A 20,391-nucleotide genomic window follows, 5' to 3' on the forward strand; every position below is an offset into this window, starting at 1 on the left:
AAAAAATCCCGGAAACAAAAAGGGCGCCCCACCAGGCTGTGTGGGGCGCCCTTTTCATTGTCAGCCGCAGCTCACTGGACCTTGGACAGATCCCCGCGCAGCGCGACACCAGCCATGATGGCGCCAGCATGGCACTCATAGGTGGTGGCGTCCTTGCGCTCACGGCTCTTGTAGAAGCTGGCGATGTCGGTCACGGCATTGGCGCCGACTTTCTTCGCCGCTTCATGCAGGGTGATCAGCGCCGACTGCAAGGCCCACTCGCAGGCCACCTGGTCGGCCTTGCCGAAGGCATTGGTCTTCTTGTTGGTCACGGCGCCCGGGCTCAGCACACTGACCTTGCCGGCCGGCTTGTTGCCCGCCAGGTAGAACTTCACGCTGCCATCGATCTTGCCGGTGCTGATGGCCTCGGCCACCACCTTGTCGAAGGGCAGGAACAGGGTGGTATCGCGGGCCTGGCTGATGCCGGGCAGGGTGCACAGCAGCAGGGTGGCGGTGGCCGCCAGTGTCTTCAAACGCATCGCATTCTCCATGACATTAAAGGGGGTGAAGCAGCCCTGTGACCGGGGTCACAGGGAAGGGCTCATTGCGCGGCCGGGAAGCTCTTGGCCGCGGCGTCGGACAGCTGTTGCGCGGTCCGCTCGTTCTGGTTGTCCCGCAGCTCGCGCAGGATGCCCTTGTCCAGCAGGCGTACCCAGCGGATGTAGTTCTTGTGGATCTTGCCGTCCTTGTAATCCAGGTCGCGGCTGTCGCGGTAGACGATCTTGTAGTAGCTGGCGGAGTACTGGATATCGATCTCGGCGTGGAACTGCTCACGCACGGTGATCTCGGCCTGGATCAGCTCCGGGCTGATGCGCTGCACGGTCCACTTGCGGGCCACCAGGTTCTTCAGGATCGCCTGTTTGACCTGCTCCTGGTCGGCCTGGATGGTGGCCGGGATCACTCGGTTGGGGGTGTACATGCGCTTGCTGGTACAGGCGGTGACGCTCAGCAGGGCGAGGACGATGAGGGTGGCGCGAAACAGGGAGGACATTCCATTTCTCCAGTGAGGTGAGGCATTAGCGCCAGCGGCGGAAGATCAACGAGGTGTTGACGCCGCCAAAGGCAAAGTTGTTGTTCATCACGTATTCGTGGCTCATGGCCCGGAAACCGCCCTGCAGGTAGTCCAGCTCGCCGCAGCGCGGGTCGACCTGGTCCAGGTTGCAGGTGTGCACGTACAGGTCGCGGTTGAGCATCTCGATGCTGAACCAGGATTCCAGCGCGCCGCAGGCGCCCAGGGTGTGGCCGAGAAAGCTCTTCTGCGAGCTGATGGGCATGCGACTGCCGAACAGGCTGCTGGTGGCCTGGGTCTCGGCGATATCGCCCTGTTCGGTGGCCGTGCCATGGCCGTTGACGTAGCCGATGGCCGCCGGGAACAGGGCCGCATCCTCCAGCGCCAGCTCCATGGCCCGGCGCATGGTGCTCTGCTCGGGACGGGTGGTGTGCTGGCCGTCGGCGTTGCTGCCGAAGCCGACGATTTCCGCGTGAATGCGGGCGCCGCGGGCCAGGGCGTGTTCCAGTTCTTCGAGCACCAGCATGCCGCCGCCCTCACCAATCACCAGACCGTCGCGGTCGGTGTCGTAGGGCCGCGGGCTGGTGTGTGGCGCATCGTTTTTCAGGCTGGTGGCATACAGCGCGTCGAACACCATGGCCTCGGTGGGGCACAGCTCTTCGGCGCCGCCAGCAAGCATCAGCGGCAGACGGCCGAACTTGATCGCTTCATAGGCGTAGCCGATGCCCTGGCTGCCACTGGTGCAGGCGCTGGAGGTGGGAATCAGGCGCCCGGTGAGGCCGAAGAAGATGCTGATATTGGCCGCGGTGGTGTGGGGCATCATGCGCACGTAGGAGTTGGCGTTGAGCCCTTCGGCCACCGAGTTCAGCAGCATGTTGCCGAAGGCCTTGATCTCGTCGGTGCTGCCGGTGGAAGAACCGCAGGCCACGCCCATGCGCCCGTCCTTGATCGACGGGTCGCCCAGCAGCCCGGCGTCGGCCAGGGCCTGCTCGGCGGCGCCCACGGCCAGGCGCGAAACCCGGCCCATGCTGCGCAGTTGCTTGCGGGTCCAGTGGCCGGGCACCTGGAAGTCATCGATGGGGCCGGCCAGGCGGGTATTGAGCTCGCTGAACCTGTCCCACTCGTCCATGCGCCGGATGCCGCTGCGGTTGGCGGCGAAGCGCTCGGCGATGCGGGCCCAGTCGCTGCCCAGGGAGGTGATGCCGGCCATGCCGGTGACGACCACGCGTTTCATCAGCACAGGCCCCCGTTCACCGCCAGCACCTGGCGGGTGATGTAGGCGGCCTCGGCGGACATCAGGAAGTTCACCGCGCCGGCGACTTCTTCCGGGGTGCCCATGCGCTGGGCGGGAATCATCTTCATCAGTTCGTCCACCGGCACGTTCTCGTCGAGCATGGCGGTGTCGATCAGGCCCGGGGCCACGCAGTTGACGGTGATCTTGCGCTTGCCCAGCTCGATGGCCAGGGCTTTGGCGGCGCCGATCAACCCGGCCTTGGAAGCGCTGTAGTTGACCTGGCCACGGTTGCCGATCAGCCCCGACACCGAGGTGATGCAGACAATGCGCCCGGCGGCGCGGCGGCGGATCATCGGCATCATCACCGGGTGCAGGACGTTGTAGAAACCGTCGAGGTTGGTGCGCAGCACCTGATCCCAGTCTTCTTCGCTGAGGGCCGGGAAGGCGCCGTCGCGGGTCAGTCCGGCATTGAGCACCACGCCGTAATAGGCGCCATGAGTCTCAACGTCGGCTTCCAGCGCGGCCTTGCAGGCCGCTCGGTCCGACACGTCGAATTGCAGGATGCGGGCGCTGCGGCCCAGGGCCTCGACTTCGCCCTTGACGGCTTCGGCTTCGCTGCGGCCGCTGCGGCAATGCAGCACCAGGTCATAGCCAGCCTGGGCCAGACGCAGGGCGATGGCACGGCCGATGCCACGGCTGGAGCCGGTGACCAGTACGGAGTCAGTCATGACGGGGTTCCTGTAGAAGAGGCAGGTGTTTCATGCAGATAGTCGGCGGCCTGGGGCGGACGGAACACATTCAGGCGCGCGCTGGCGGCAATGCCGGGGCCGCTGAGGTGGCACTCGAACACGCCCATGCCGTTGTCGTCTTCGAGGGAGCGCAGGGCGTGGATTTCCAGGGTGCTGCCGACGGGGAAATGTTCAACGTTGCACTCGAATTTACGGGTGCCCAGAAGAAAACCCAGCTCCACCGGCAAGCCCTGCTGGCGGGCGCGGCAACCGGCGTAGGCGGCGACGCTCTGGGCCATCAGTTCGATGCCGACCCAGGCCGGCAGGCTGCCATCGGCGCGGTTGAACAGGCCGCCGGGGCGAACTTGGAGGCGAGTGCGGATCTGTTCTTCATCAAAGGCCAGGACCTGATCGATGAGGATCATGTCCCCGGCATGGGGCAGCAACTCGGCGAGCGGCCAGTCAATCATGGGGCGTCTCCGATAATCAGGCTGACGTTGTTGCCGCCGAAGGCGAAGGAATTGCTCATCAGGCGGCGCGGGGCGTGCGGGTCCAGGCGGTCGGCCGGGGTGACCCAGCGCAGTGCCGGCAGGGCCGGGTCGGCCTGGGCGTCCCAGAGGTGCGGCGGCAGTGCCTGGGCGGCGTTCTCGGCGCTCAGGCTGAGCCAGCAGAACGCGGCCTCCAGGGCACCAGCGGCCCCCAGGGTATGGCCGCTCATGGGCTTGGTCGATGAGCAGGGCACGCCTTCGGGGAACAGCTGCGCCACCGCCAGGCTCTCCATGGCGTCGTTGTGCTGGGTGGCGGTGCCGTGCAGGTTCAGGTAGCCGATCTGTTGTGGCTGCAAGCCGGCACTGTGCAGGGCCAGTTTCATGGCCTGCAAGGCTCCTCGACCGTCCGGGGCCGGGGCGGAAATATGGTAGGCATCGGAACTGGCACCGCCGCCTAGCAGGGCAATGGGCGAGTCACGTCCCGGTTCCTTGCTCATCAGGAACAGCACCGCCGCTTCACCGATGTTGATGCCGTCGCGGTGGCGGGAAAACGGATTGCAGCGCTGGGCGGACACCGCCTCCAGGGCGGTGAAGCCGTTCAGGGTGAGCTGGCACAGGCTGTCGACCCCGCCGCACAGCACCGCGTCGCACAGGCCCAGGTCCAGCAGGCGCCGGGCGCTGATCAGGGCCCGGGCGCTGGAGGTGCAGGCGGTGGAAATCACATAGGCCGGGCCGCACAGTTGCAGCCAGTCGGCGAGGAAGTTTGCCGGCGCGCTGAGTTCCTGCTGGCGGTAGTCGTAATCCGCCGGGAATTGCCGGTCCTGCAGATAACGGGCAATGCCGCGACTGGCTTCGTCGATGCCCGAGGTGCTGGTGCCCAGGACGATACCGATGCGGCCACGGCCATAGCGTTGGATCGCCTGGCGGATGTCGTCCTCGATCTGCAGCGTGGCCTCCAGCAGCAATTGGTTGTTGCGGCTGTTTTGCGCCTGGAAGCCACTGGGCATGGGGGCCAGTGGACCGCGTACCGCCGCCACCGGCAAGGTGCGCTCGGGCACCCAGTGGCTTTCGTCGCGCATGCCTGAACAGTCGCCGGCAAACAGGCTGCGGGCGACTTCCTGGCGATTGCGGCCCAGGGCGCAAATCACCCCGAGGGCATTGAGGTAGGCCGTCATGGGGTGGCCTCGGTACTCAGTGCAGTGATGTGGTAGTGCGGGCCTTGAGGCAGGTTCAACTCGAAATCCAGAAGTTGTTGATAGTCAATCCGCCAGCGTGGGCCGAGGGTACGTTGGGTGCCTTGCTGACGGGCGCCCGGGTAGTTGGCGGCCAGTTCCGCCTCGGGTGTGAGGGCGAACAGCAGCGCTGCGAACAGCTCCCGGGCCTCCGGGTTGGGGGGCAGCAGGCCATCGGCCTGCCACCGGCCTGCCACCAGGCGCTGACGGGCCTGGGGAATGCCCAATGGGTCCATCAGTGACCAGCGCAGGTCCGCGCCTTCAGCCTGGATCACCAGCAGCCAGTCCTGGCGTTGGCCATCCGCTTGGCGCTGCACATGCAACTGCAACGGCAACACCAGGGTAGGCATGCGCTCGGGCAGCGGAGCCTGACTGACGCAAGCGCTCAGCAACAGGACACAACCAAGCAGCAGAGCGCGGATCATGCGGGCAGACCTTCCTCGGCGACCGGGGGATTCAGGGGCTTGCGGGCCACCACATTGACCAGGGTTTCCTCGCGCTGGCCCACCGGCGGCGGCTGGCGCAGGCCGAAGCGCTCCAACAGGCCGAAGTCTTTGGCGCGGCTCCACCACAGGTAAGGATAAGACACGTTCTGCGGGCCGAACTCAAAGCCCTGCCGACGAATCATCTCTAGATACTCGGCGGCGCTTTTCTGTACATGCATCGGATGGCGGAACAGCCAGCGGATCACCCAGGTATCGATGTAGGCCTCGGTGGATTCGGCGAACAGCAGGTAGCCTCCCGGCTTGAGCACGCGATAGAACTCGGCCAGGGCCTTTTCCTGCTCCACCAGGTGATGGAAGGTCTGGTGGCAGAACAACAGGTCGACGCTGGCGTCCGCCAGCTCCAGGGTCGCGCAGTCGCTGCCGATCAGTTCCACCTGCAGTTGCTGGCGCCGGGCTTCCTCGGCGCTGAGCTTGAGGCTGTGGGGGTCGGCGTCGAGGCCGATCAGGCGCTGCGGAGCGAACACCTGGCGCAGGTACTGGAACGACTTGCCCTGGCCGCAGCCAGCATCCAGCAGCACCGGGTGGGCCGGCAGCTCGCCATCGAACAGCGAACGCAGGTCATTGATCGCCACCCGCAGCACATGGTGCTGCCAGGTGTGGCTGCGCAGGAACCAGAAGCCGAAGCGGGTTTCCTCGACGTAGCTGGCGCTCAGGTACTGGCTGGATGGTTCGCTCATGCCACGTCCCTCGCACAGACTTGCGACAGGGCCTTGAGCCGGCGCTTGGGCTCGCTGACGAAGGGGTTGCGCTCATCCCAGGCGTAGCCGGCGAGGATCGAGCTGATCATGCGGCGGATTTCCGGCGAACTGCCCGGGTGATAGATCACGTCCTGGAAGGTGCCGGCGTACCAGCCTTCGACGTAGCAGCGGAAGGTGTCGACGCCGCGCTTGAGCGGTTCGGCGAACTCGCTCTGCCAATCGACGCTCTGGCCTTGTAGCTGACGGTGCAGCACCGCGGCGGCCATGCTCGATGAACGCATGGCGATGGTCACCCCGGAGGAGAACACCGGATCGAGGAATTCCGCGGCATTGCCCAGCAGGGCGAAGCCCGGGCCGTGCAGGGTGGTGACGTTGGCCGAGTAGCCGCCGATGGTCCGCGCCGGGGTGTCCCACTCGGCGTTTTTCAGGACCCGGGCCAGGCTCGGGGTTTCGTTGATGAAGCCGCGCAAGCAGGCGTCCAGGTCGCCATCGCGCCCGGCGAAGTGTTCGTCGGCGGCCACCACGCCCACCGAGCAGCGGCCGTTGCTGAAGGGGATGCTCCAGAACCAGATGTCGCGGTGTTCCGGGTGGGTGGTGATAAGGATCTTGTTGCGGTCGAAATGCTCGCAGTCGATGCGATCCTCGACATGGGTGAACACCGCCCGGCGTACCGGAAAGTTCGACGGTGCTTCCAGTTCCAGCAGGCGTGGCAGGACCCGGCCGTAGCCGCTGGCGTCGAGGATGAAATCGGCTTCGATGCGGTACTGGCTGCCGTCTTCACGGCGGCAGTCGAGCTGCGGCAACGGCCGTTCCACGTCTACGGCGACAATCTCTTCGCCGTAGCGGATCTCGACCCCTTGCAGGGCGGCCTGGTCGGCCAGCAGCTTGTCGAAATCGGCGCGCTGCACCTGGAAGGTGGTGGGCTTGCCGTTACTGAAGGTGTCACCAAAATCGAAGGCGCTGTAGTGCTCGCCCCAGGCGAAGGCTGCGCCGTTCTTGAGCTGGAAACCGGCGGCTTGCACCGCCTCCAGCATGCCGGCTTCCTCGACGAAATCCAGGCAGTGGGACAGCAGGCTTTCACCGATGGAGAAACGCGGGAAATGTTGCCGCTCGACGATCAGCACGTCGTGGCCCTGGCGCTTGAGCAGCGCGGCCGCGATGGCCCCCGAGGGGCCGGCACCAATCACCACGACCTGGCGACGTTGCATTTCAACTGTTGGCACTGGGGCTCCTTGCCGGTTCGGCGATGTTCAGGTTCAAGGGGGCCGCGTTTACCGCGGCCGCAGGCGTTCGGTGCATCCCGGCCAGGGCCGGCAGCAGGGTGGCGATCAGGCCCATGAGCATCAGCGCGAAGTACAGCGCCGGGCTGATCAACTGTTGTTGCAGCAGCAGGTTGAGAAAGACGATCTCACTCAAGCCGCGAATGTTCAGCAGCAGGCTTTCCCGCCAGCGGCTGGCGCCCTCGAAGGAGGCGCCGGCCCAGCTCAGGCCCAGCCAGTTGCCCAGCAGCTTGCTGGCAATCGGCAGCAACAGCAGCGCCGCCAGTTGCACCCAGCCGAGGCTGTCCATGGCGCTGTGCACGTTGATCTGCACGATGCCGAACGTCAGGATCAGCGGGATGGCGACCAAGGTCTGCAAGCGGTTCATCCAGGCAGCCTTTAACGGCAGCACCAGCGGCAGCTTGAGGGCGGCCATGCACAACAGGTAGCCGATGCCGAAGATCAGCGCATTGAGCTTGTAGTGCTCGGCCAGCACCAGCAGGCCGAAGAACCCCAGGCTGTGCAGCAGGGGCTGGCGCAGGCCGAGGACCCGCAGCACCAGTGGCAGGCAGGCGCCCGCCAGGGGCAGCAGCAGGCTGCTTATCTGCAGGCTGCCCTGGGCCAGGGCGAACAGGGTCCAGCAGGTCAGGTCGATGAGGATCGCGGTCTGCACCAGGCGCCGGGTGGCGGCGGGCGGGTACTGGATGTGTTGCAGGTACAGGTAGAGCACCGGGATTGCGGTAATGGCGAACAGCAGGCCCACCGCCAGGGAGCTGATCCAGGGTTGCGCCGGCAGCAGCCAGAAGGCCGTGGCCAGGCCACAGGCAAAGGGTATGCAGAAGCTCGGCACGGCGATCTTCAGGCTCTGACGGTCCAGGCGCAGGTCGATCACATCACTGAGGATGTGCCCCAGCAGCAGGGCGAAGCTCAGGCCGTAGAGGAACTTGAGCCATTGCGGGGAGACCAGCTGCGCGCCGCTGAGCTGCCAGTGGGGTTCGATCCACAGCAGCATCAGCAACGGCAGGCCGAAGGTCGCCAGCAGCAGTTGGCTGACAATCGGAATCAGGCCCAGGTGGCGCCCGATGTAGGTGGCCAGGGCGAACAGGGCCAGGGCCAGCATCCAGAACAGCAGGATCAGCATGGCGGGTTCTCCGCGGCCGGCGTCGGATGCGGCGTGTGGCCGGCCCAGGGCGCGAGGATAAAGCTGAAGGTCAGCCCCAGGCTCACCGCCAGACCGAAGTTGCTCACCGCCGGGGTGCTGGACACCGCCAGCAGACCGAACGACAGCCAGGTGGTCAGGGCCGCCAGCAAGGTGCCCAGCAGGCTCACGGCGGCGCCACCGATCTGCTCGCGCATGAGGATCGCGTAGTCGACGCTGATGGCGGTCACCAGCAGCAGGCCGAACAGGCTGAACAGGGTCAGCGGCTGGCCCAGCCAGCCGAGGCTGGCCAGGCTGCACAAGGCTGCCAGCAGCGGCAGGGCCACCAGGCGCAAGGCGCCACCGAAACCGAAGGGCAGGATCAGCAGCAGCACGATCAGCACGCAGGACGCCAGCTTGAGTTCGGCGGCGCTGACCTGGGTTGCGGCGAACACTCGGTTCAGCTCGCCCAGGCGATCCACCAGTTGCACCCCTGGCAGGTCATCGGCCTGGACCCGCAGCAGGGCAGCGTCGTTCAGGCCTTGCAGGCTGACCATGGCCGCTACGCCGCTGGCGTTGCTGCCCAGCCACAGCGGGCGATAAGGCTCGGCCAGGGGACCGATGAGCGCGGTATCGATGTCGGCCACGGGCAGGTCCTGCAGTTGTTTCAACTCCGCTTGCAGGGCCGGCAGGGGCACCCCCAGCGCCAGCAGCGGCTGCCAGACGCCCGGCAGTTGCTTGAGGGCCTCGCGTACTTGCTGCTGCTCGGCGGGTTGGCTCACCAGTTGGTCCAGGGACAGGTAGCCCTTGAGCTTGCCCAGGCTCACCAGTTGTTGCAGGCGCAGGTCCAGGGCGCGCAGGCGTTCCAGCAATTGCTGCTGATCGGTCGCGCGCACCAGGAAGAACTGGCTGGTGGGTTGATAACCGGTGATCCGGGCAATGGCCTGGGCCTCTTGCATCAGTTGCGGCGGTGCACCGACCCATTGGCGAATGTCGTTCTTGCTCTCGAGCTGCCACAAACCAGCGGCGCAGAACAGCGCCAACAGGGCCAGCAACGCCGGGCTCGGCACACGCTTGAGCAGCGCGGCACGCACCCCGAGCAAGGCCTCGGCGACCCGCAGCGGCCATTGCGCCGGACGCAGTTCGACGCCCTTGAGCAGGGCCGGCAGCAGGCACACCGCCGACAGGTAGGCCCCCAGCAGGCCGGCGGCGGAGAACACGGCGATCTGGGTCAGCGCCGGGAATGGGGTCCAGGCCAGGGCCAGGTAGCCGATGCAACTGGTGATCAGGCTCAGGCTCAGCCCGGGCAGGGTCAGGCGCAGGGCCGGCCAGCTGCGCCAGGGTTTCAGGCTCCAGCTCTTGGACAGGTAATGCAGGGGGTAGTCGACGGCCACGCCGATCAGGCTTGAGCCCAGCACCAGGGTCATGACGTGCATGCGCCCGAACAGCGCGACGCAGGCCACGGTGCCGAACAGCATGCCCACCAGCACCGGGACGAAGGCCAGCAAGGCGCGCCAGCGGCGGAAGGCCAGGAGCAGCAGCAAGAGGATGCCCAGGGTGGCGCCTCCGCCAACCCAGGTGATTTCCCGGCTGGCCTGTTGCTGGCCGTTGGCGGCGTACAGCAAGCCGCTGGCCGCCAGCAGTTGTACATCGCTGTGGCCGGCCTGTTCGCGGCTGTGGTCCAGCAGTTCGGCCACCTGCAAGGGCAATTGCATGTCGAAGGCATTGCCGTTGGTGCGGGCCCGCAGGAGTACCCATTGTTTGCCATCGGCGTCGGCCACCAGGGCGCCGCTGCCGATGTCCAATTGCACCGCGCCGTGTTGCGGCTGGCTGTTCTGAATACGTCCGGTCAGGCCCAGCCAGTCATCCTGGCTCGGCACCAGGGAGAAGCCGGCAAAGGGGTCGAAGAGGCTTTGCACGCGCTGCTCGATGAACGCCTGGGGCTGGCTGATCAACTGCTCGCGATCATGGGCTGAGAGCATGGCCAGGCGGCCTTGCAGCAGTTGCTTGCGCAAGGCCGGCAGGTCGGCCTGCAGGTTCCACTGGACCTTCTCGAACAGCCCGCTGGCCTGCCATTGCTCGGCCAGTTGCCGGGCCATGGCCACGGCTTTTTCGCGCTCGGCATGCCCCACCAGCACCAGGATTTCCCGGTTCAGCGGTTCCTGCATGCGTTGTTCGGCCTGCAGCTCCAGGGCGTCCGGTGCGGTGCCGGGCACCAGTTCCATCAGGTTGGCGGACAGGGGCGCGCCGTGGCGCCATTGCCAGGCGCCCAAGGCCAGCACCAGGGCCAGCAGGATCAGGAAGGATCGCGGCAGCCAGCGTTCACTCGGCAAAGTCATGTTGCTCCGCTTCACTCAAGGGTTGGGCACTGCTGCTGTCCTGCATGATCAGCAAGGTACGGTCGCCCTGGGCTTCCAGCAGTTCGATGCGTTGCACCAGTGCGCCGCCGTCGATGTTGATCTGGTTGAAGATCTGTTTCAGCAGCAGGGAGCGGGGGATCAATTGCAATTGCCAGTCATCGGCGCTGCCTTGCAGCTTGAGTTCGAAGTCCCGCTGCAGGCCACTGCTGTCGCCTTGCAGCACGGCGAGGAACAGGCGGTTCTGTTCGGCACCGGCACTCTTGCCCGGAAGCATCTGCCAGCCGCCGGCATCGCGCCGGGCAATGCCGGCGGCGGTGATGCGGTAGTCCTGCTGCAACGGGGTCTGCAGCAGCCACAGCAGGCCATGGTTTTTCGCCAGGACGAAGTGGCCCTTGCTGGTCAATGGCTGGGGCAGGGCGCGCAGGTGTTTTTCCTGGATGAAGCGACCGTGGATCACCTCCGGCCGCGACAGCTGGTCGCTCAGCTGTTGCAGATCGAAGGCCTGGGCCAACCCCGGCATCACCAGCAATACCAGTAGCGCAGGAGCGAGCTTGCTCGCGAGCCGTCGCACCAGGGTGCCTGGCATCATGCAATTGGCCGACAGACCAACGATCTTCGCGAGCAAGCTCGCTCCTACCCTCATGGCAGGGCCCTGGCAACGGCGTCGGTGAACACCTTGGGCGAGGCCAGCTGCATCTCCCGGCTGGCGATCTCCACGGCCACCTGCACCGAGCTGGCGCGGGTCAGGCGCTCGCCACTGGCCAGGTCGGTGATCAGGTAGTTGATCTTCAGGCGGTTCTCCCACTCCACCAGGCTGGCGCGCACGTTCAGGGTCTGGCCGAACACCGCGCCGCGCACGTAGCGCAGTTGCAGGTCGATCACCGGCCAGGCGTAGCCGGATTCGAGCATCTGGTTGTAGTTGTGGCCGAGCTTGTCCAGCAGGGCGCAGCGGGCGACTTCCAGGTACTTGACGTAATGCCCGTGCCAGACGACATGCATGGTGTCGACGTCGAAGAACGGCACCTGGACCTGGGTGTCGGCGTGGATCACTCCCTTACTGCGCATGCAGCCTCCAGTGTTGTTCGGCGATACGTTGCAGGCACAGGCGCAGCTCGCGCTCCAGGGCGCGGTCCTCGATCACCGGTGGGAAGTCTGCGGCCAGTTGCTGGTGCATGGCCTCCAGGGCCGGCGGCAACGGCCGGGCATCGGCTTCCTGGCGGCGCAGCCAGACGCCCTGGTTGGCTGCGAGCAAGGTGGCCGCGGCCACTTGCTCGGTGAGCTCCAGTACGCGGATCGCGTCGCGGGCGGCAATGGTGCCCATGCTCACCTTGTCCTGGTTGTGGCACTCGGTGGAACGGGAGAACACGCTGGCCGGCATGGTGTTTTTCAGGGCTTCGGCAGTCCAGGCGCTGGCGCCGATCTGCACCGCCTTGAAGCCGTGATTGAGCATGGCGCGTTCGGCACTGGCGCCGGACAGGTTGCTCGGCAGGCCGTGGTTGTAGCGCACGTCCACCAGCAGCGCCAACTGCCGGTCCAGCAGGTCGGCGACGTTGGCCACCAGGTTCTTCAGACTGTCCATGGCGAAGGCGATATGCCCGCCATAAAAGTGCCCACCGTGCAGCACGCGTTCGGCCTCGGCGTCGATGATCGGGTTGTCGTTGGCGCTGTTGAGTTCAGTTTCGATAAAGCCCCGCAGCCAGTTCAGGCTGTCGGCCAGCACGCCGAGAACATGGGGCGCGCAGCGCAGCGAGTAACGGTCCTGCAGGCGGTGCAGGGGCGCGGTCGGCGCGTCGATGGCCAGGTCCTGGCGCAGCCACGCGGCCACTTGCATCTGCCCCGGGTGCGGCTTGGCGGCGAACAGGCGTTCGTCGAAGTGCTCCGGGTTGCCTTGCAGGGCCACCACGTTGAGGGCAGTGATGCGTGTGGCCAGGTGCAGCAGGTAATCGGCCCGGGCAAAGGCCAGGCAGGCCAGCCCGGTCATCACTGCGGTGCCGTTCATCAGCGCCAGGGCTTCCTTGGGCCGCAGCACCAGGGGCTCCCAGCCCAGCTCGCGGTGCACGTCGGCGGACTCACGACGCTCGCCGCGGAACAGCACCTCGCGTTCGCCGGACAGGGTGGCCGCCACGTAGGACAGCGGCGTCAGGTCGCCGCTGGCGCCCACCGAGCCCTCTTCCGGGATCAGCGGCAGGATGTCCTGATCGAGGAAGGCCTGCAGGCGCTCCAGCAGTTCCACCCGGACCCCGGAAACCCCGTGGCACAGCGACTGCAGGCGTGCGGCCAATACAGCGCGGGTGGCTTGGGCGTCCAGCAGCTTGCCCAGGCCGCAGCCGTGGAAGGTGTACAGATGACGGGGCAGGGCCTCGACATGCTGCAGCGGCACCGCCACCACGCAGGAGTCGCCGTAGCCGGTGGTCACGCCGTAGATCACCCCTTCCTTGTCCAGCAGGGAGTCGAGGAACTGTGCACCCTTGGCAATCCGCTGGCGCCAGGCGGCGTCGCTTTGCAGGCGCGTCGGCACCTGGCGGTTGGCCAGGGCCAGCACGTCTTCGACGCGCAGGGGGTGTTCGCCGAAGGTTACCGGCTCATGGGTCGAGGTCGTCATCGGTCTTCCAGAATGGGTAAAAGTTGAACCATTGTTGCGGTGCCTGCAGGCAGTACTGGCCCAGGCGCTCGGCGTAGCGGGCGGTCCACTGGGCGATCACCTGCTGGCGGTCATTGCGCTTCCACTGCACGGCCTCGGCGAAGGGTTCGAGGATCACTTGGTAGCGGCCCTGCTGTTTCAGGCACAGCAGCAGGTTGACCGGGCATTTGAGCAACCCGGCCAGCAGCCAGGGGCCCTGGGGAAAAGCGGCCTGATGGCCGAGGAAATCCACCCGCACATTGCGCCCGCCGTGCAGCGGTACGCGGTCGCCGGCAATCGCCAGCCACTCGCCGCGATCCAGGCGCTGGCTCAGTTGCAGCATGATCGCCGGGTCCAGCTCGCTGACCTGGATCAGTCGCAGGTTGCTGGCCCCGGCCTCGCCCAGCAGGCGGTTGAAGCGTTCGGCGTGCTTGGTGTGCACCAGCACGTTCATGGTCACTTGCTCGCCCAGCTCGGCCAGGGCCCGGCAGACTTCCAGGTTGCCCAGGTGCGCGCCCACCAGCAGCTGTCCGCGTTCCCCGCGCAGCTGATGGCGCAGCTGCGCCGGGTCGACGATTTCGATCTGTTCGATGCGCAACTTGCCGTTCCACACATCGAGCTTGTCCAGCAGGGCATCGGCAAAGGCCATGAACTGGCCGAACACCCGCCAGTGGCTGGGGCGCAATTCGTCGCGCCCGCTCCATTGGGCCAGGCGCTGCTGGTACTGCCAGATGCTGCGGCGGGCGCGGCGGCCGAACAGGAAGAAGTAGAAGACTATGGCGTACAGCACCGGGCTCAGCACCCGGCGCCCCAGCACCCGTACACCGAAGGCGGTGAGCTTCATCAGCCAGAAACTGCCGCGCTCCTGATGGCCGGCCCAGTGTTCGCTGCCGGGCTCCTTGGGTTGCTCCAGGCTCATGAACGCCACCGGCGCCAGAGGATCAGCGGCAGGCGCAGCAACATGCCGAAGAACAGCTTGGCGTGCATCTTGGAAATCAGCGCGTTGTCGTGGAACAGGCGAAAGTGCGAGAGGCCGTCCTGGGGGTAGTGCACCCGGGTCGGCAGCCAGTGCATGGGCTGGTTGCGCCAGGACAGGCGCACCAGGATCTCCGGGTCGAAGTCCATGCGCCGCCCCAGTTGCACCGAGTCCAGCAGGGCCAACGTGGCGGGCAGGGGATAGACCCGAAAGCCACACATGGAGTCCGGGATCTGCAGCGACAGGCTGTTGATCCAGACCCAGACGTGAGTCAGGTAGCGGGCGTACAGGCGCCCCTTGGGCACGCTGGCGTCGTACTGTGGATAACCGCAGATCAGCGCCTCGGGATGGGCCTGTGAGCGTTGGATGAAGTGATCCACATCCGCCAGGTCGTGCTGGCCGTCGGCGTCCACCTGCAAGGCGTGGCTGAAGCCCAACTGAGCGGCTTCGCGCAGGCCGGCCATGACTGCGCCGCCCTTGCCCTGGTTGATGGCCAGGCGAATCAGGAACACCTGCTCGCGCTCGGCCAGTTGTTCCAGCACCGCCGCACAGGCCGGGCTGCTGGCGTCGTCCACCAATACGCAGGGCAGGCCCCGGGCCAGGAGCGCGTCGACCACGGCGGGCACGGCGGTTTCATGGTTGTAGACCGGAATGACGGCGCAGGGCTTGTGGGTCGGCGCTGGACCCTTGGCTGGCAAGCCAGCGCCTGCAACCGCGAAGTGGGAGGAGTTATCCACAGCTGACCTCCAGGATGATCCGCCCGCTGGAGCAGGGGGCGCCGTCATTCAGGAAGGCGAAATACAGTTTCTGGCGCTGGACGTCGAAGCGCAGGTTGAGCTGGATGCGGTCGCCGGGGCGCACCAGTTGCTGGAACTTCAGCACTTCCATGCCGGCGAAGCGGCCCGGCAGATCGAGCAACTGCTGACCCAGAGCCAGGGCCCAGTCCACTTGCACCACCCCCGGTAGCACCGGAGTCTGGGGGAAGTGCCCGCTGAAATAGGCCAGGTCTGGCGGAATTGCCAGTTGCAGTTGCCATTCGTCGGCGTGCTGCACCTGCTCCAGTACCTCCGGCGCTTGCGGACGCGGCGCCAACAGCAGGGCCTGGACCTCGGCCTGGGGCAGCTTGCCCTGGTTGTTCAGGGGCATTTGCCGCAGCAGGCGCCAGCGCCGGGGCAGGGCCAGGGCTTCGCAATGCCCGGCCAGGTGCTGGCGCAGGGCTTGGGTCAGGTGGCGTCGACCCTGGTTGCGCAGGGCATGCAGGCCGGACTCACTGAGTACCAGCAGGGCGCCAAGGTAGGCGCGGTTGTCTTCGATCACCCCCAGGCGCGCTTCCGCGACCCAGTCGTGCTGCTCCAGGGCCTGTTCGAGCATGGGCAGGGAGATGCGTTTTTCTTCCAGCTTGACGATGCGGTCCAGGCGGCCCAGCAGCTCGAAACGGCCGTCGGCGGCGATGCGCGCGGCATCGGCCGTGTGTTCGACATGCCCGGGCGGCAGGTAGGGCGAGGCAATCAGCAGTGCGCCGTCGCTGTCCTGGCTCAGGTGCACCTCGGCAAAGGGCTGCCACAGCTCTGGCCCTTGGCGCCAGGCGATACCACCGGTTTCCGAACTGCCGAGGATCTCCGTCGGCCATTGCTGCAGGCGCTGTTGCAGCCCGCTGGCGGCCTCGGCAGGCAAGGCGCCGCCGGAGGAGAACACCCGGCGCACCGGGCTCAGGGCCGGCCAGTCGAGGTTGTCGCCCATGCGCTTGAGCAGCGCCGGGCTGGCCACCCAGGCGAATGCCGGGCATTCGCGGCTGGCCCGTTGCAGGTCTTCGGGGAACGGCAATTGACGGCGCACGAAGGGACGCCCGGCGCACAGCGGCCAGAGCACGCGGAACAGCAGGCCATAGATGTGCTGGGTGGCGACGCTGCCGATGATCCAGGCCGGGCCCAGGTCGGCGCCCCACAGGTGCTCCAGGGCCTGGACCTCGTTGGCCAGCTGGCGCAGGTTTTTCTCGATGCGCTTGGGTTCGCCGCTGGAGCCTGAGGTGCACAGGCTCAGTTGGCAGGCGTCCAGGTCCAGCTCCGCCGGTTCCAGCGGCGCAGCCTGCAGTGGCTGCAAGGGCGGGTCCTGGTCGGTCAGCCACAGGTCGACGTCCGCCGCCCAGCGCTGGCGGGTCTGGGCCTGCAGGTCGGCGGGCAGCAACACACTGACCCCGGCGCGCCAGGCACCCAGCAGGGCTACGGCCAGGTCGACGGCATCTTCCAGATGCAGCGCTAGGCGTCGCACGCCGCGCGCTTGCAAGGCCGCGGCCAGGCCCAGGGCCCGGGTCTGCAAGCCTTCCAGGTCGATATCGGGGTGGGCGCTGACCACCCGCGGTGCTTGGGTCCTGAGCAATAGCCGCTCAAGGGCAATCCAGTTCATCTACGGCCTCGTACCCGTTGTCGTAAAAGCCACTCAATGGCAAACAGCAAACCCATCAGCCCATAGGCGATCAGGCCGTTGTACAACGTCCACCAGCTCAGCGGCGCCCAGAGGGTCAGGGCCGCGGCGATTACTCCGTTACAAAGGAAAAACACACTCCAGGCGATGGTCACCTGGCGGGTATAACGTATGGCTTTTTCCGGCAGGTCCGGCTCGCCAAGGCGCGCCAGGCGCTCCGCCACCGGCGGGCCGTACTTCAGGCTCAGGCCGAACAGGCCGAGCATGAAGCTGCTGATCAGCACTGGGTACCAGCGCAGCAGCGCCGGGTGGTCGAACCACGCCAGCAGCAGGCAGAAGACGATCGCCGCGCCTGCCATCCACAGGCTGCCGGGACGACGTTCGCCGGTCAGCGCCCGGGCCAGCCACAGGCCGCCCAGCAGCAGGCCGAATTGCCATGGAGCGAAGTGCTCCATACCGAAATACACCGCAAAGGGGTAAAGCAGGCCGGCCAGCAACAAGCCCAGGCCGATCAGCCGGCTCATGCGGCCGGCTGGACCAGACGGTAGACCGCCTCGACCACGTCATTGACGGTACGCACCGACTTGAATTCCTCGGCGGCGATTTTCTTGCCGGTCTGACGCTTGATGTGGTCGATCAGGTCGACGGCGTCGATGCTGTCGATTTCCAAGTCCTGGTACAGGTTGGAATCCAGGCTGATGCTGTCGGGCTCAAGCTCGAAGAGTTCGACCAGGGCATCGCGCAGGGTGTTGAAGATGTCGTCACGGGTTTGCATGGTCGGTTCTCAAGCTGCCTGTTTTGCAGTGACGAACGCCGCAAGGCTCGCCACGTTACTGAAGTGGTTGCGGGTGTCCTTGGCGTCGGCATCGATCTTGATGCCGTACTTTTTCTGGATCGCCAGCCCCAGTTCCAGGGCGTCCACCGAGTCCAGGCCGAGGCCTTCGCCGAACAGGGTCTGATCGTTGCCGATGTCCTGGGCACTGATGTCTTCGAGGCCCAGGGCGTCGATGATCAGCAGTTTGATTTCAAGCATCAGATCCGGGTGTGTATCGCTCATCTCTGGCGAGCTCCTTGATGAAATAGTGGTGCAAGTGCTCATTGAGCTTGCGCGACGCCTGAGGCGCGGGGCCTTGGGCGGCAAAGGTCTGTGGGTCTATATCGGCACCGACGTGAAAACTGAAGTGCACACGGCGTTGCGGAATGCGATACCAGGGCTCGGCCTTGGTCAGGGTGGTGGGGCTGACCTTGATCACCACCGGGGTAATGATTTTCGCACCCCGCAGGGCAATCGCCGCGGCCCCCCGATGAAAGGCGGGAGCGGCGCCCGGCTGGGTACGGGTGCCTTCGGGAAAGACGATCAGGGTCTGGCCTGCTTGCAACGCCCCGGAGGCGCTGTCGAGCATGTCCATGCTGCCGTCGTTGCTGATGTACTGGGTGGCGCGCACCGGGCTGCGGGTGAAGGGGTTGTCCCAGAGGCTTTGCTTCACCACGCAGTTGGCATCGCGCACCAGACCGATCAGGAACACCACGTCGATCAGCGACGGGTGATTGGCGATGATCATCTGCCCCGGACGGCCGAGCAGGTGGGCGCCCTGGACTTCGTAGGTGAGCACGCCGCTCTTGGCCATGAAGCGGATGAACAGCCAGAACAGCCGACTGACGGTCCGGCGTGCGCGCCGGCTATGGCTCGCGGCGTCGCCGGGCAGGCAGGCCAGGAGCGGGAAAATCACCAGGCGCAGGCACAAACCACCTATTCCGAACAGTGCAAAGCTCAGACCGGTGGCCAGCAGGCGCCAGTAGTAGGCATTGCGGCCCTTGGCGCTCAGTGGTTGCGTTGCCAGGTCCATACACGATTCATCCAGGCATGTTGGCAAAAGGTCTGCGAGCCGAGCAGGGTTCGCAGCAGGTTCAGGGCATGGGGCCACTGGGTCTTGGGGATTTGACCGTCGTGGCTGTCCAGGGACAGTTGCCAGTCGTCGCCTGGGGTCAGCAACAGACCCAGGGCATAGGGAAATGGCACGTCGTCGATCCAGCTGGCGTAGGCCTCGGGCGGCTGTTCCTCGGTGATCACCAGCAGTACATGGGGAGCGCCGTCCGCCAGCAGGGTGGTGGCTTCCAGCAGGCCGTGTTCCAGGCCGTCGCCGGCGGCGGCCAGGGCGGTCATTTCACTGGTTTCGCCGCGCATGATCGACCACAGGCCGATCACCGCGTTGTGCACCGAGAGGCTGAACTGGGTGGGCGATAGCGGCTGCTCGGCGGCCAGGTCGCTGAGGATCTCGAAGGTTCGCGGGGTTTCGCCGTGCCGGGAAATGAACACCAGCGGCAATTGCTCCAGGCCTTCGGCCAGGGGCCAGCCAACGCTGAAAGCCATGCGCGCCAGGCGACTGAGACGGCGGCGCTGCATGGCAGGCAGAAAAGACACATCGGGAGCGGCATCGCTGCTCTCAGGCAGGCTCGGCTGACGGCTCCAGGCCTGCCAGGCGTCCACGCTTTCGAGCCCAGGGGCCCATGCACGCCATTGAGCGATGTTGAACTTGATCACTTGATTTCATCCCGCCCCTGCGGGCTTCCTTGACGCGGTGTATCGCTTCGATTGGCGATTGACCTGGATGACGCGAAGGCGTCAGTGGCGCGCATTATCCCGGTGCGACTGGCTTGTAGCAAATGCTGCTTGGGCTGTTGGTCGCAAAAGCGTCGAATCTGCCACGATCATGGGTGTCTATTTGCCACTATCGAGTTTCCTTTGCGCCCCGATCCCTCGCCGCCGAGGCTTTGCATCGCCTGTTCCAGGGGGGGCGGAGGTTGGGAAACTCTTGTGTTGCCGAGGTAGCTAACGGGCGCGGAGGACTACTACACTCGGTGATCTTTGATACACGGAGGTTTAGACATGCGGCGAGTGGTGTTCAATCAGAAAGGTGGCGTGGGCAAGTCCAGTATTGCCTGCAATCTGGCGGCGGTCAGCGCCAGCGAGGGGTATCGCACCTTGCTGGTGGATCTGGATGCCCAGGCCAACTCGACCCAGTACCTCACCGGCCTGACCGGCGATGACATTCCCATGGGCATTGCCGATTTCTTCAAGCAGACCCTGTCTTCCGGGCCCTTCTCGAAAAAGAACCAGGTGGATATCTACGAGACGCCGTTCGACAACCTGCATGTGGTGACCGCCACCGCCGAGTTGGCGGATCTGCAGCCCAAGCTTGAGGCCAAGCACAAGATCAACAAGCTGCGTAAGTTGCTGGACGAATTGGCCGAGGACTATGACCGGATCTATCTCGACACCCCGCCGGCCCTGAATTTCTATGCGGTTTCGGCGTTGATCGCCGCTGATCGGGTATTAATTCCTTTCGACTGCGACAGCTTCTCCCGTCAGGCGCTGTACGGCCTGCTGGCGGAGATCGAAGAGTTGAAGGAAGACCACAACGAGGACCTGCAAGTCGAGGGGATCGTGGTCAATCAGTTCCAGGCTCGGGCCAGCCTGCCGCAACAGATGCTCGACGAACTGATCAGCGAGGGGTTGCCGGTGCTGCCGGTGTACCTGGCCAGCTCGGTGCGCATGCGTGAATCCCACCAGGCCAGCCTGCCGCTGATCTATCTCGATCCGCGACACAAGCTGACCCAGCAATTCGTTGACCTGCACAACCTGCTGGAAAACGCCTGAACTCGGCGCCGCGGTGGCAGGAGTG

General features: G+C 65.8%; 23 protein-coding genes. 1 reads left to right on the forward strand and 22 read right to left on the reverse strand.

Annotated features, from left to right (window positions below; genetic code table 11):
* Positions 1-71: 71 nt before the first annotated feature.
* The 22 genes from KHO49_RS03315 to KHO49_RS03420 all read right to left on the reverse strand — a co-directional run bounded on the left by KHO49_RS03315 (position 72) and on the right by KHO49_RS03420 (position 19,250).
* Positions 72-518, reverse strand: a complete 447-nt coding sequence (locus tag KHO49_RS03315; RefSeq protein ID WP_102862811.1) for an excinuclease — start codon at positions 516-518, stop codon at positions 72-74.
* Between the two features lie 62 nt (positions 519-580).
* Positions 581-1,030: a hypothetical protein gene (locus KHO49_RS03320; RefSeq protein ID WP_102882076.1), complete on the reverse strand. Its 450-nt coding sequence runs from the start codon at positions 1,028-1,030 to the stop codon at positions 581-583.
* A 25-nt stretch (positions 1,031-1,055) separates the two neighbouring features.
* Positions 1,056-2,282 carry a beta-ketoacyl-ACP synthase gene (locus KHO49_RS03325; RefSeq protein WP_102882075.1) on the reverse strand — a complete coding sequence of 409 codons (1,227 nt, stop codon included), beginning with the start codon at positions 2,280-2,282 and terminating at the stop codon, positions 1,056-1,058.
* Positions 2,282-3,010 carry a 3-oxoacyl-ACP reductase FabG gene (fabG, locus tag KHO49_RS03330; protein ID WP_102862814.1) on the reverse strand — a complete coding sequence of 243 codons (729 nt, stop codon included), beginning with the start codon at positions 3,008-3,010 and terminating at the stop codon, positions 2,282-2,284. Before fabG ends, KHO49_RS03325 begins: the two co-directional genes overlap by 1 nt.
* Positions 3,007-3,480: a hotdog family protein gene (locus KHO49_RS03335; protein ID WP_102862815.1), complete on the reverse strand. Its 474-nt coding sequence runs from the start codon at positions 3,478-3,480 to the stop codon at positions 3,007-3,009. Before KHO49_RS03335 ends, fabG begins: the two co-directional genes overlap by 4 nt.
* Positions 3,477-4,673 carry a beta-ketoacyl-[acyl-carrier-protein] synthase family protein gene (locus KHO49_RS03340; protein WP_110595400.1) on the reverse strand — a complete coding sequence of 399 codons (1,197 nt, stop codon included), beginning with the start codon at positions 4,671-4,673 and terminating at the stop codon, positions 3,477-3,479. Before KHO49_RS03340 ends, KHO49_RS03335 begins: the two co-directional genes overlap by 4 nt.
* Complete coding sequence (locus tag KHO49_RS03345) at positions 4,670-5,155, reverse strand: DUF3261 domain-containing protein (RefSeq protein ID WP_213664609.1); 486 nt, start codon at positions 5,153-5,155, stop codon at positions 4,670-4,672. Before KHO49_RS03345 ends, KHO49_RS03340 begins: the two co-directional genes overlap by 4 nt.
* Positions 5,152-5,913 (reverse strand): class I SAM-dependent methyltransferase, encoded by a 762-nt coding sequence (locus tag KHO49_RS03350; protein ID WP_110595402.1) that lies wholly within the window; start codon positions 5,911-5,913, stop codon positions 5,152-5,154. Before KHO49_RS03350 ends, KHO49_RS03345 begins: the two co-directional genes overlap by 4 nt.
* Positions 5,910-7,157: an NAD(P)/FAD-dependent oxidoreductase gene (locus KHO49_RS03355; RefSeq protein WP_213664610.1), complete on the reverse strand. Its 1,248-nt coding sequence runs from the start codon at positions 7,155-7,157 to the stop codon at positions 5,910-5,912. Before KHO49_RS03355 ends, KHO49_RS03350 begins: the two co-directional genes overlap by 4 nt.
* A complete protein-coding gene (locus KHO49_RS03360; RefSeq protein WP_213664611.1) occupies positions 7,144-8,334 on the reverse strand; it encodes a cation:proton antiporter in 1,191 nt (396 codons plus the stop codon). Before KHO49_RS03360 ends, KHO49_RS03355 begins: the two co-directional genes overlap by 14 nt.
* Positions 8,328-10,670 (reverse strand): MMPL family transporter, encoded by a 2,343-nt coding sequence (locus KHO49_RS03365; protein WP_213664612.1) that lies wholly within the window; start codon positions 10,668-10,670, stop codon positions 8,328-8,330. The genes KHO49_RS03360 and KHO49_RS03365 overlap by 7 nt, the downstream gene beginning before the upstream one ends.
* Entirely contained in the window at positions 10,654-11,334 is a 681-nt protein-coding gene (locus KHO49_RS03370; protein ID WP_213664613.1) for an outer membrane lipoprotein carrier protein LolA, read from the reverse strand. The genes KHO49_RS03365 and KHO49_RS03370 overlap by 17 nt, the downstream gene beginning before the upstream one ends.
* Positions 11,331-11,756 carry an acyl-CoA thioesterase gene (locus KHO49_RS03375; protein WP_102862823.1) on the reverse strand — a complete coding sequence of 142 codons (426 nt, stop codon included), beginning with the start codon at positions 11,754-11,756 and terminating at the stop codon, positions 11,331-11,333. Before KHO49_RS03375 ends, KHO49_RS03370 begins: the two co-directional genes overlap by 4 nt.
* Positions 11,746-13,293, reverse strand: a complete 1,548-nt coding sequence (locus tag KHO49_RS03380; RefSeq protein ID WP_213664614.1) for an HAL/PAL/TAL family ammonia-lyase — start codon at positions 13,291-13,293, stop codon at positions 11,746-11,748. The genes KHO49_RS03375 and KHO49_RS03380 overlap by 11 nt, the downstream gene beginning before the upstream one ends.
* Entirely contained in the window at positions 13,274-14,230 is a 957-nt protein-coding gene (locus KHO49_RS03385; RefSeq protein ID WP_102882067.1) for a lysophospholipid acyltransferase family protein, read from the reverse strand. Before KHO49_RS03385 ends, KHO49_RS03380 begins: the two co-directional genes overlap by 20 nt.
* Positions 14,227-14,985, reverse strand: coding sequence for a glycosyltransferase family 2 protein (locus KHO49_RS03390; protein ID WP_102882201.1), 759 nt, complete (start codon positions 14,983-14,985; stop codon positions 14,227-14,229). The genes KHO49_RS03385 and KHO49_RS03390 overlap by 4 nt, the downstream gene beginning before the upstream one ends.
* A 31-nt stretch (positions 14,986-15,016) precedes the next feature.
* Positions 15,017-16,690, reverse strand: a complete 1,674-nt coding sequence (locus KHO49_RS03395; protein WP_213664615.1) for an ApeI family dehydratase — start codon at positions 16,688-16,690, stop codon at positions 15,017-15,019.
* A complete protein-coding gene (locus KHO49_RS03400; protein ID WP_213664616.1) occupies positions 16,687-17,232 on the reverse strand; it encodes a COG4648 family protein in 546 nt (181 codons plus the stop codon). The genes KHO49_RS03395 and KHO49_RS03400 overlap by 4 nt, the downstream gene beginning before the upstream one ends.
* Complete coding sequence (locus tag KHO49_RS03405; RefSeq protein ID WP_016962653.1) at positions 17,229-17,483, reverse strand: acyl carrier protein; 255 nt, start codon at positions 17,481-17,483, stop codon at positions 17,229-17,231. The genes KHO49_RS03400 and KHO49_RS03405 overlap by 4 nt, the downstream gene beginning before the upstream one ends.
* Before the next feature lie 9 nt (positions 17,484-17,492).
* Entirely contained in the window at positions 17,493-17,765 is a 273-nt protein-coding gene (locus KHO49_RS03410) for a phosphopantetheine-binding protein (protein WP_011058851.1), read from the reverse strand.
* Complete coding sequence (locus KHO49_RS03415; protein ID WP_102862828.1) at positions 17,734-18,555, reverse strand: lysophospholipid acyltransferase family protein; 822 nt, start codon at positions 18,553-18,555, stop codon at positions 17,734-17,736. Before KHO49_RS03415 ends, KHO49_RS03410 begins: the two co-directional genes overlap by 32 nt.
* Positions 18,531-19,250: a beta-ketoacyl synthase chain length factor gene (locus KHO49_RS03420; protein ID WP_213664617.1), complete on the reverse strand. Its 720-nt coding sequence runs from the start codon at positions 19,248-19,250 to the stop codon at positions 18,531-18,533. Before KHO49_RS03420 ends, KHO49_RS03415 begins: the two co-directional genes overlap by 25 nt.
* A 345-nt stretch (positions 19,251-19,595) precedes the next feature.
* On the opposite strand from KHO49_RS03420, the gene KHO49_RS03425 reads away from it, so the two are divergent.
* Positions 19,596-20,366 carry a ParA family protein gene (locus tag KHO49_RS03425; RefSeq protein ID WP_102882064.1) on the forward strand — a complete coding sequence of 257 codons (771 nt, stop codon included), beginning with the start codon at positions 19,596-19,598 and terminating at the stop codon, positions 20,364-20,366.
* The last annotated feature ends 25 nt before the right edge of the window (positions 20,367-20,391 follow it).

This window comes from Pseudomonas sp. RC4D1 (assembly GCF_018390395.1).
GTDB lineage: Bacteria > Pseudomonadota > Gammaproteobacteria > Pseudomonadales > Pseudomonadaceae > Aquipseudomonas > Aquipseudomonas danubii.

Excerpts from the sequence above, each read along its gene's own strand:
- KHO49_RS03315 (WP_102862811.1), bottom strand. The coding sequence starts at position 518 with ATGCGTTTGAAGACACTGGCGGCCACCGCCACCCTGCTGCTGTGCACC.
- KHO49_RS03320 (WP_102882076.1), bottom strand. The coding sequence starts at position 1,030 with ATGTCCTCCCTGTTTCGCGCCACCCTCATCGTCCTCGCCCTGCTGAGC.
- KHO49_RS03325 (WP_102882075.1), bottom strand. The coding sequence starts at position 2,282 with ATGAAACGCGTGGTCGTCACCGGCATGGCCGGCATCACCTCCCTGGGC.
- fabG (WP_102862814.1), bottom strand. The coding sequence starts at position 3,010 with ATGACTGACTCCGTACTGGTCACCGGCTCCAGCCGTGGCATCGGCCGT.
- KHO49_RS03335 (WP_102862815.1), bottom strand. The coding sequence starts at position 3,480 with ATGATTGACTGGCCGCTCGCCGAGTTGCTGCCCCATGCCGGGGACATG.
- KHO49_RS03340 (WP_110595400.1), bottom strand. The coding sequence starts at position 4,673 with ATGACGGCCTACCTCAATGCCCTCGGGGTGATTTGCGCCCTGGGCCGC.
- KHO49_RS03345 (WP_213664609.1), bottom strand. The coding sequence starts at position 5,155 with ATGATCCGCGCTCTGCTGCTTGGTTGTGTCCTGTTGCTGAGCGCTTGC.
- KHO49_RS03350 (WP_110595402.1), bottom strand. The coding sequence starts at position 5,913 with ATGAGCGAACCATCCAGCCAGTACCTGAGCGCCAGCTACGTCGAGGAA.
- KHO49_RS03360 (WP_213664611.1), bottom strand. The coding sequence starts at position 8,334 with ATGCTGATCCTGCTGTTCTGGATGCTGGCCCTGGCCCTGTTCGCCCTG.
- KHO49_RS03365 (WP_213664612.1), bottom strand. The coding sequence starts at position 10,670 with ATGACTTTGCCGAGTGAACGCTGGCTGCCGCGATCCTTCCTGATCCTG.
- KHO49_RS03370 (WP_213664613.1), bottom strand. The coding sequence starts at position 11,334 with ATGAGGGTAGGAGCGAGCTTGCTCGCGAAGATCGTTGGTCTGTCGGCC.
- KHO49_RS03375 (WP_102862823.1), bottom strand. The coding sequence starts at position 11,756 with ATGCGCAGTAAGGGAGTGATCCACGCCGACACCCAGGTCCAGGTGCCG.
- KHO49_RS03380 (WP_213664614.1), bottom strand. The coding sequence starts at position 13,293 with ATGACGACCTCGACCCATGAGCCGGTAACCTTCGGCGAACACCCCCTG.
- KHO49_RS03385 (WP_102882067.1), bottom strand. The coding sequence starts at position 14,230 with ATGAGCCTGGAGCAACCCAAGGAGCCCGGCAGCGAACACTGGGCCGGC.
- KHO49_RS03395 (WP_213664615.1), bottom strand. The coding sequence starts at position 16,690 with ATGAACTGGATTGCCCTTGAGCGGCTATTGCTCAGGACCCAAGCACCG.
- KHO49_RS03400 (WP_213664616.1), bottom strand. The coding sequence starts at position 17,232 with ATGAGCCGGCTGATCGGCCTGGGCTTGTTGCTGGCCGGCCTGCTTTAC.
- KHO49_RS03405 (WP_016962653.1), bottom strand. The coding sequence starts at position 17,483 with ATGCAAACCCGTGACGACATCTTCAACACCCTGCGCGATGCCCTGGTC.
- KHO49_RS03410 (WP_011058851.1), bottom strand. The coding sequence starts at position 17,765 with ATGAGCGATACACACCCGGATCTGATGCTTGAAATCAAACTGCTGATC.
- KHO49_RS03415 (WP_102862828.1), bottom strand. The coding sequence starts at position 18,555 with ATGGACCTGGCAACGCAACCACTGAGCGCCAAGGGCCGCAATGCCTAC.
- KHO49_RS03425 (WP_102882064.1), top strand. The coding sequence starts at position 19,596 with ATGCGGCGAGTGGTGTTCAATCAGAAAGGTGGCGTGGGCAAGTCCAGT.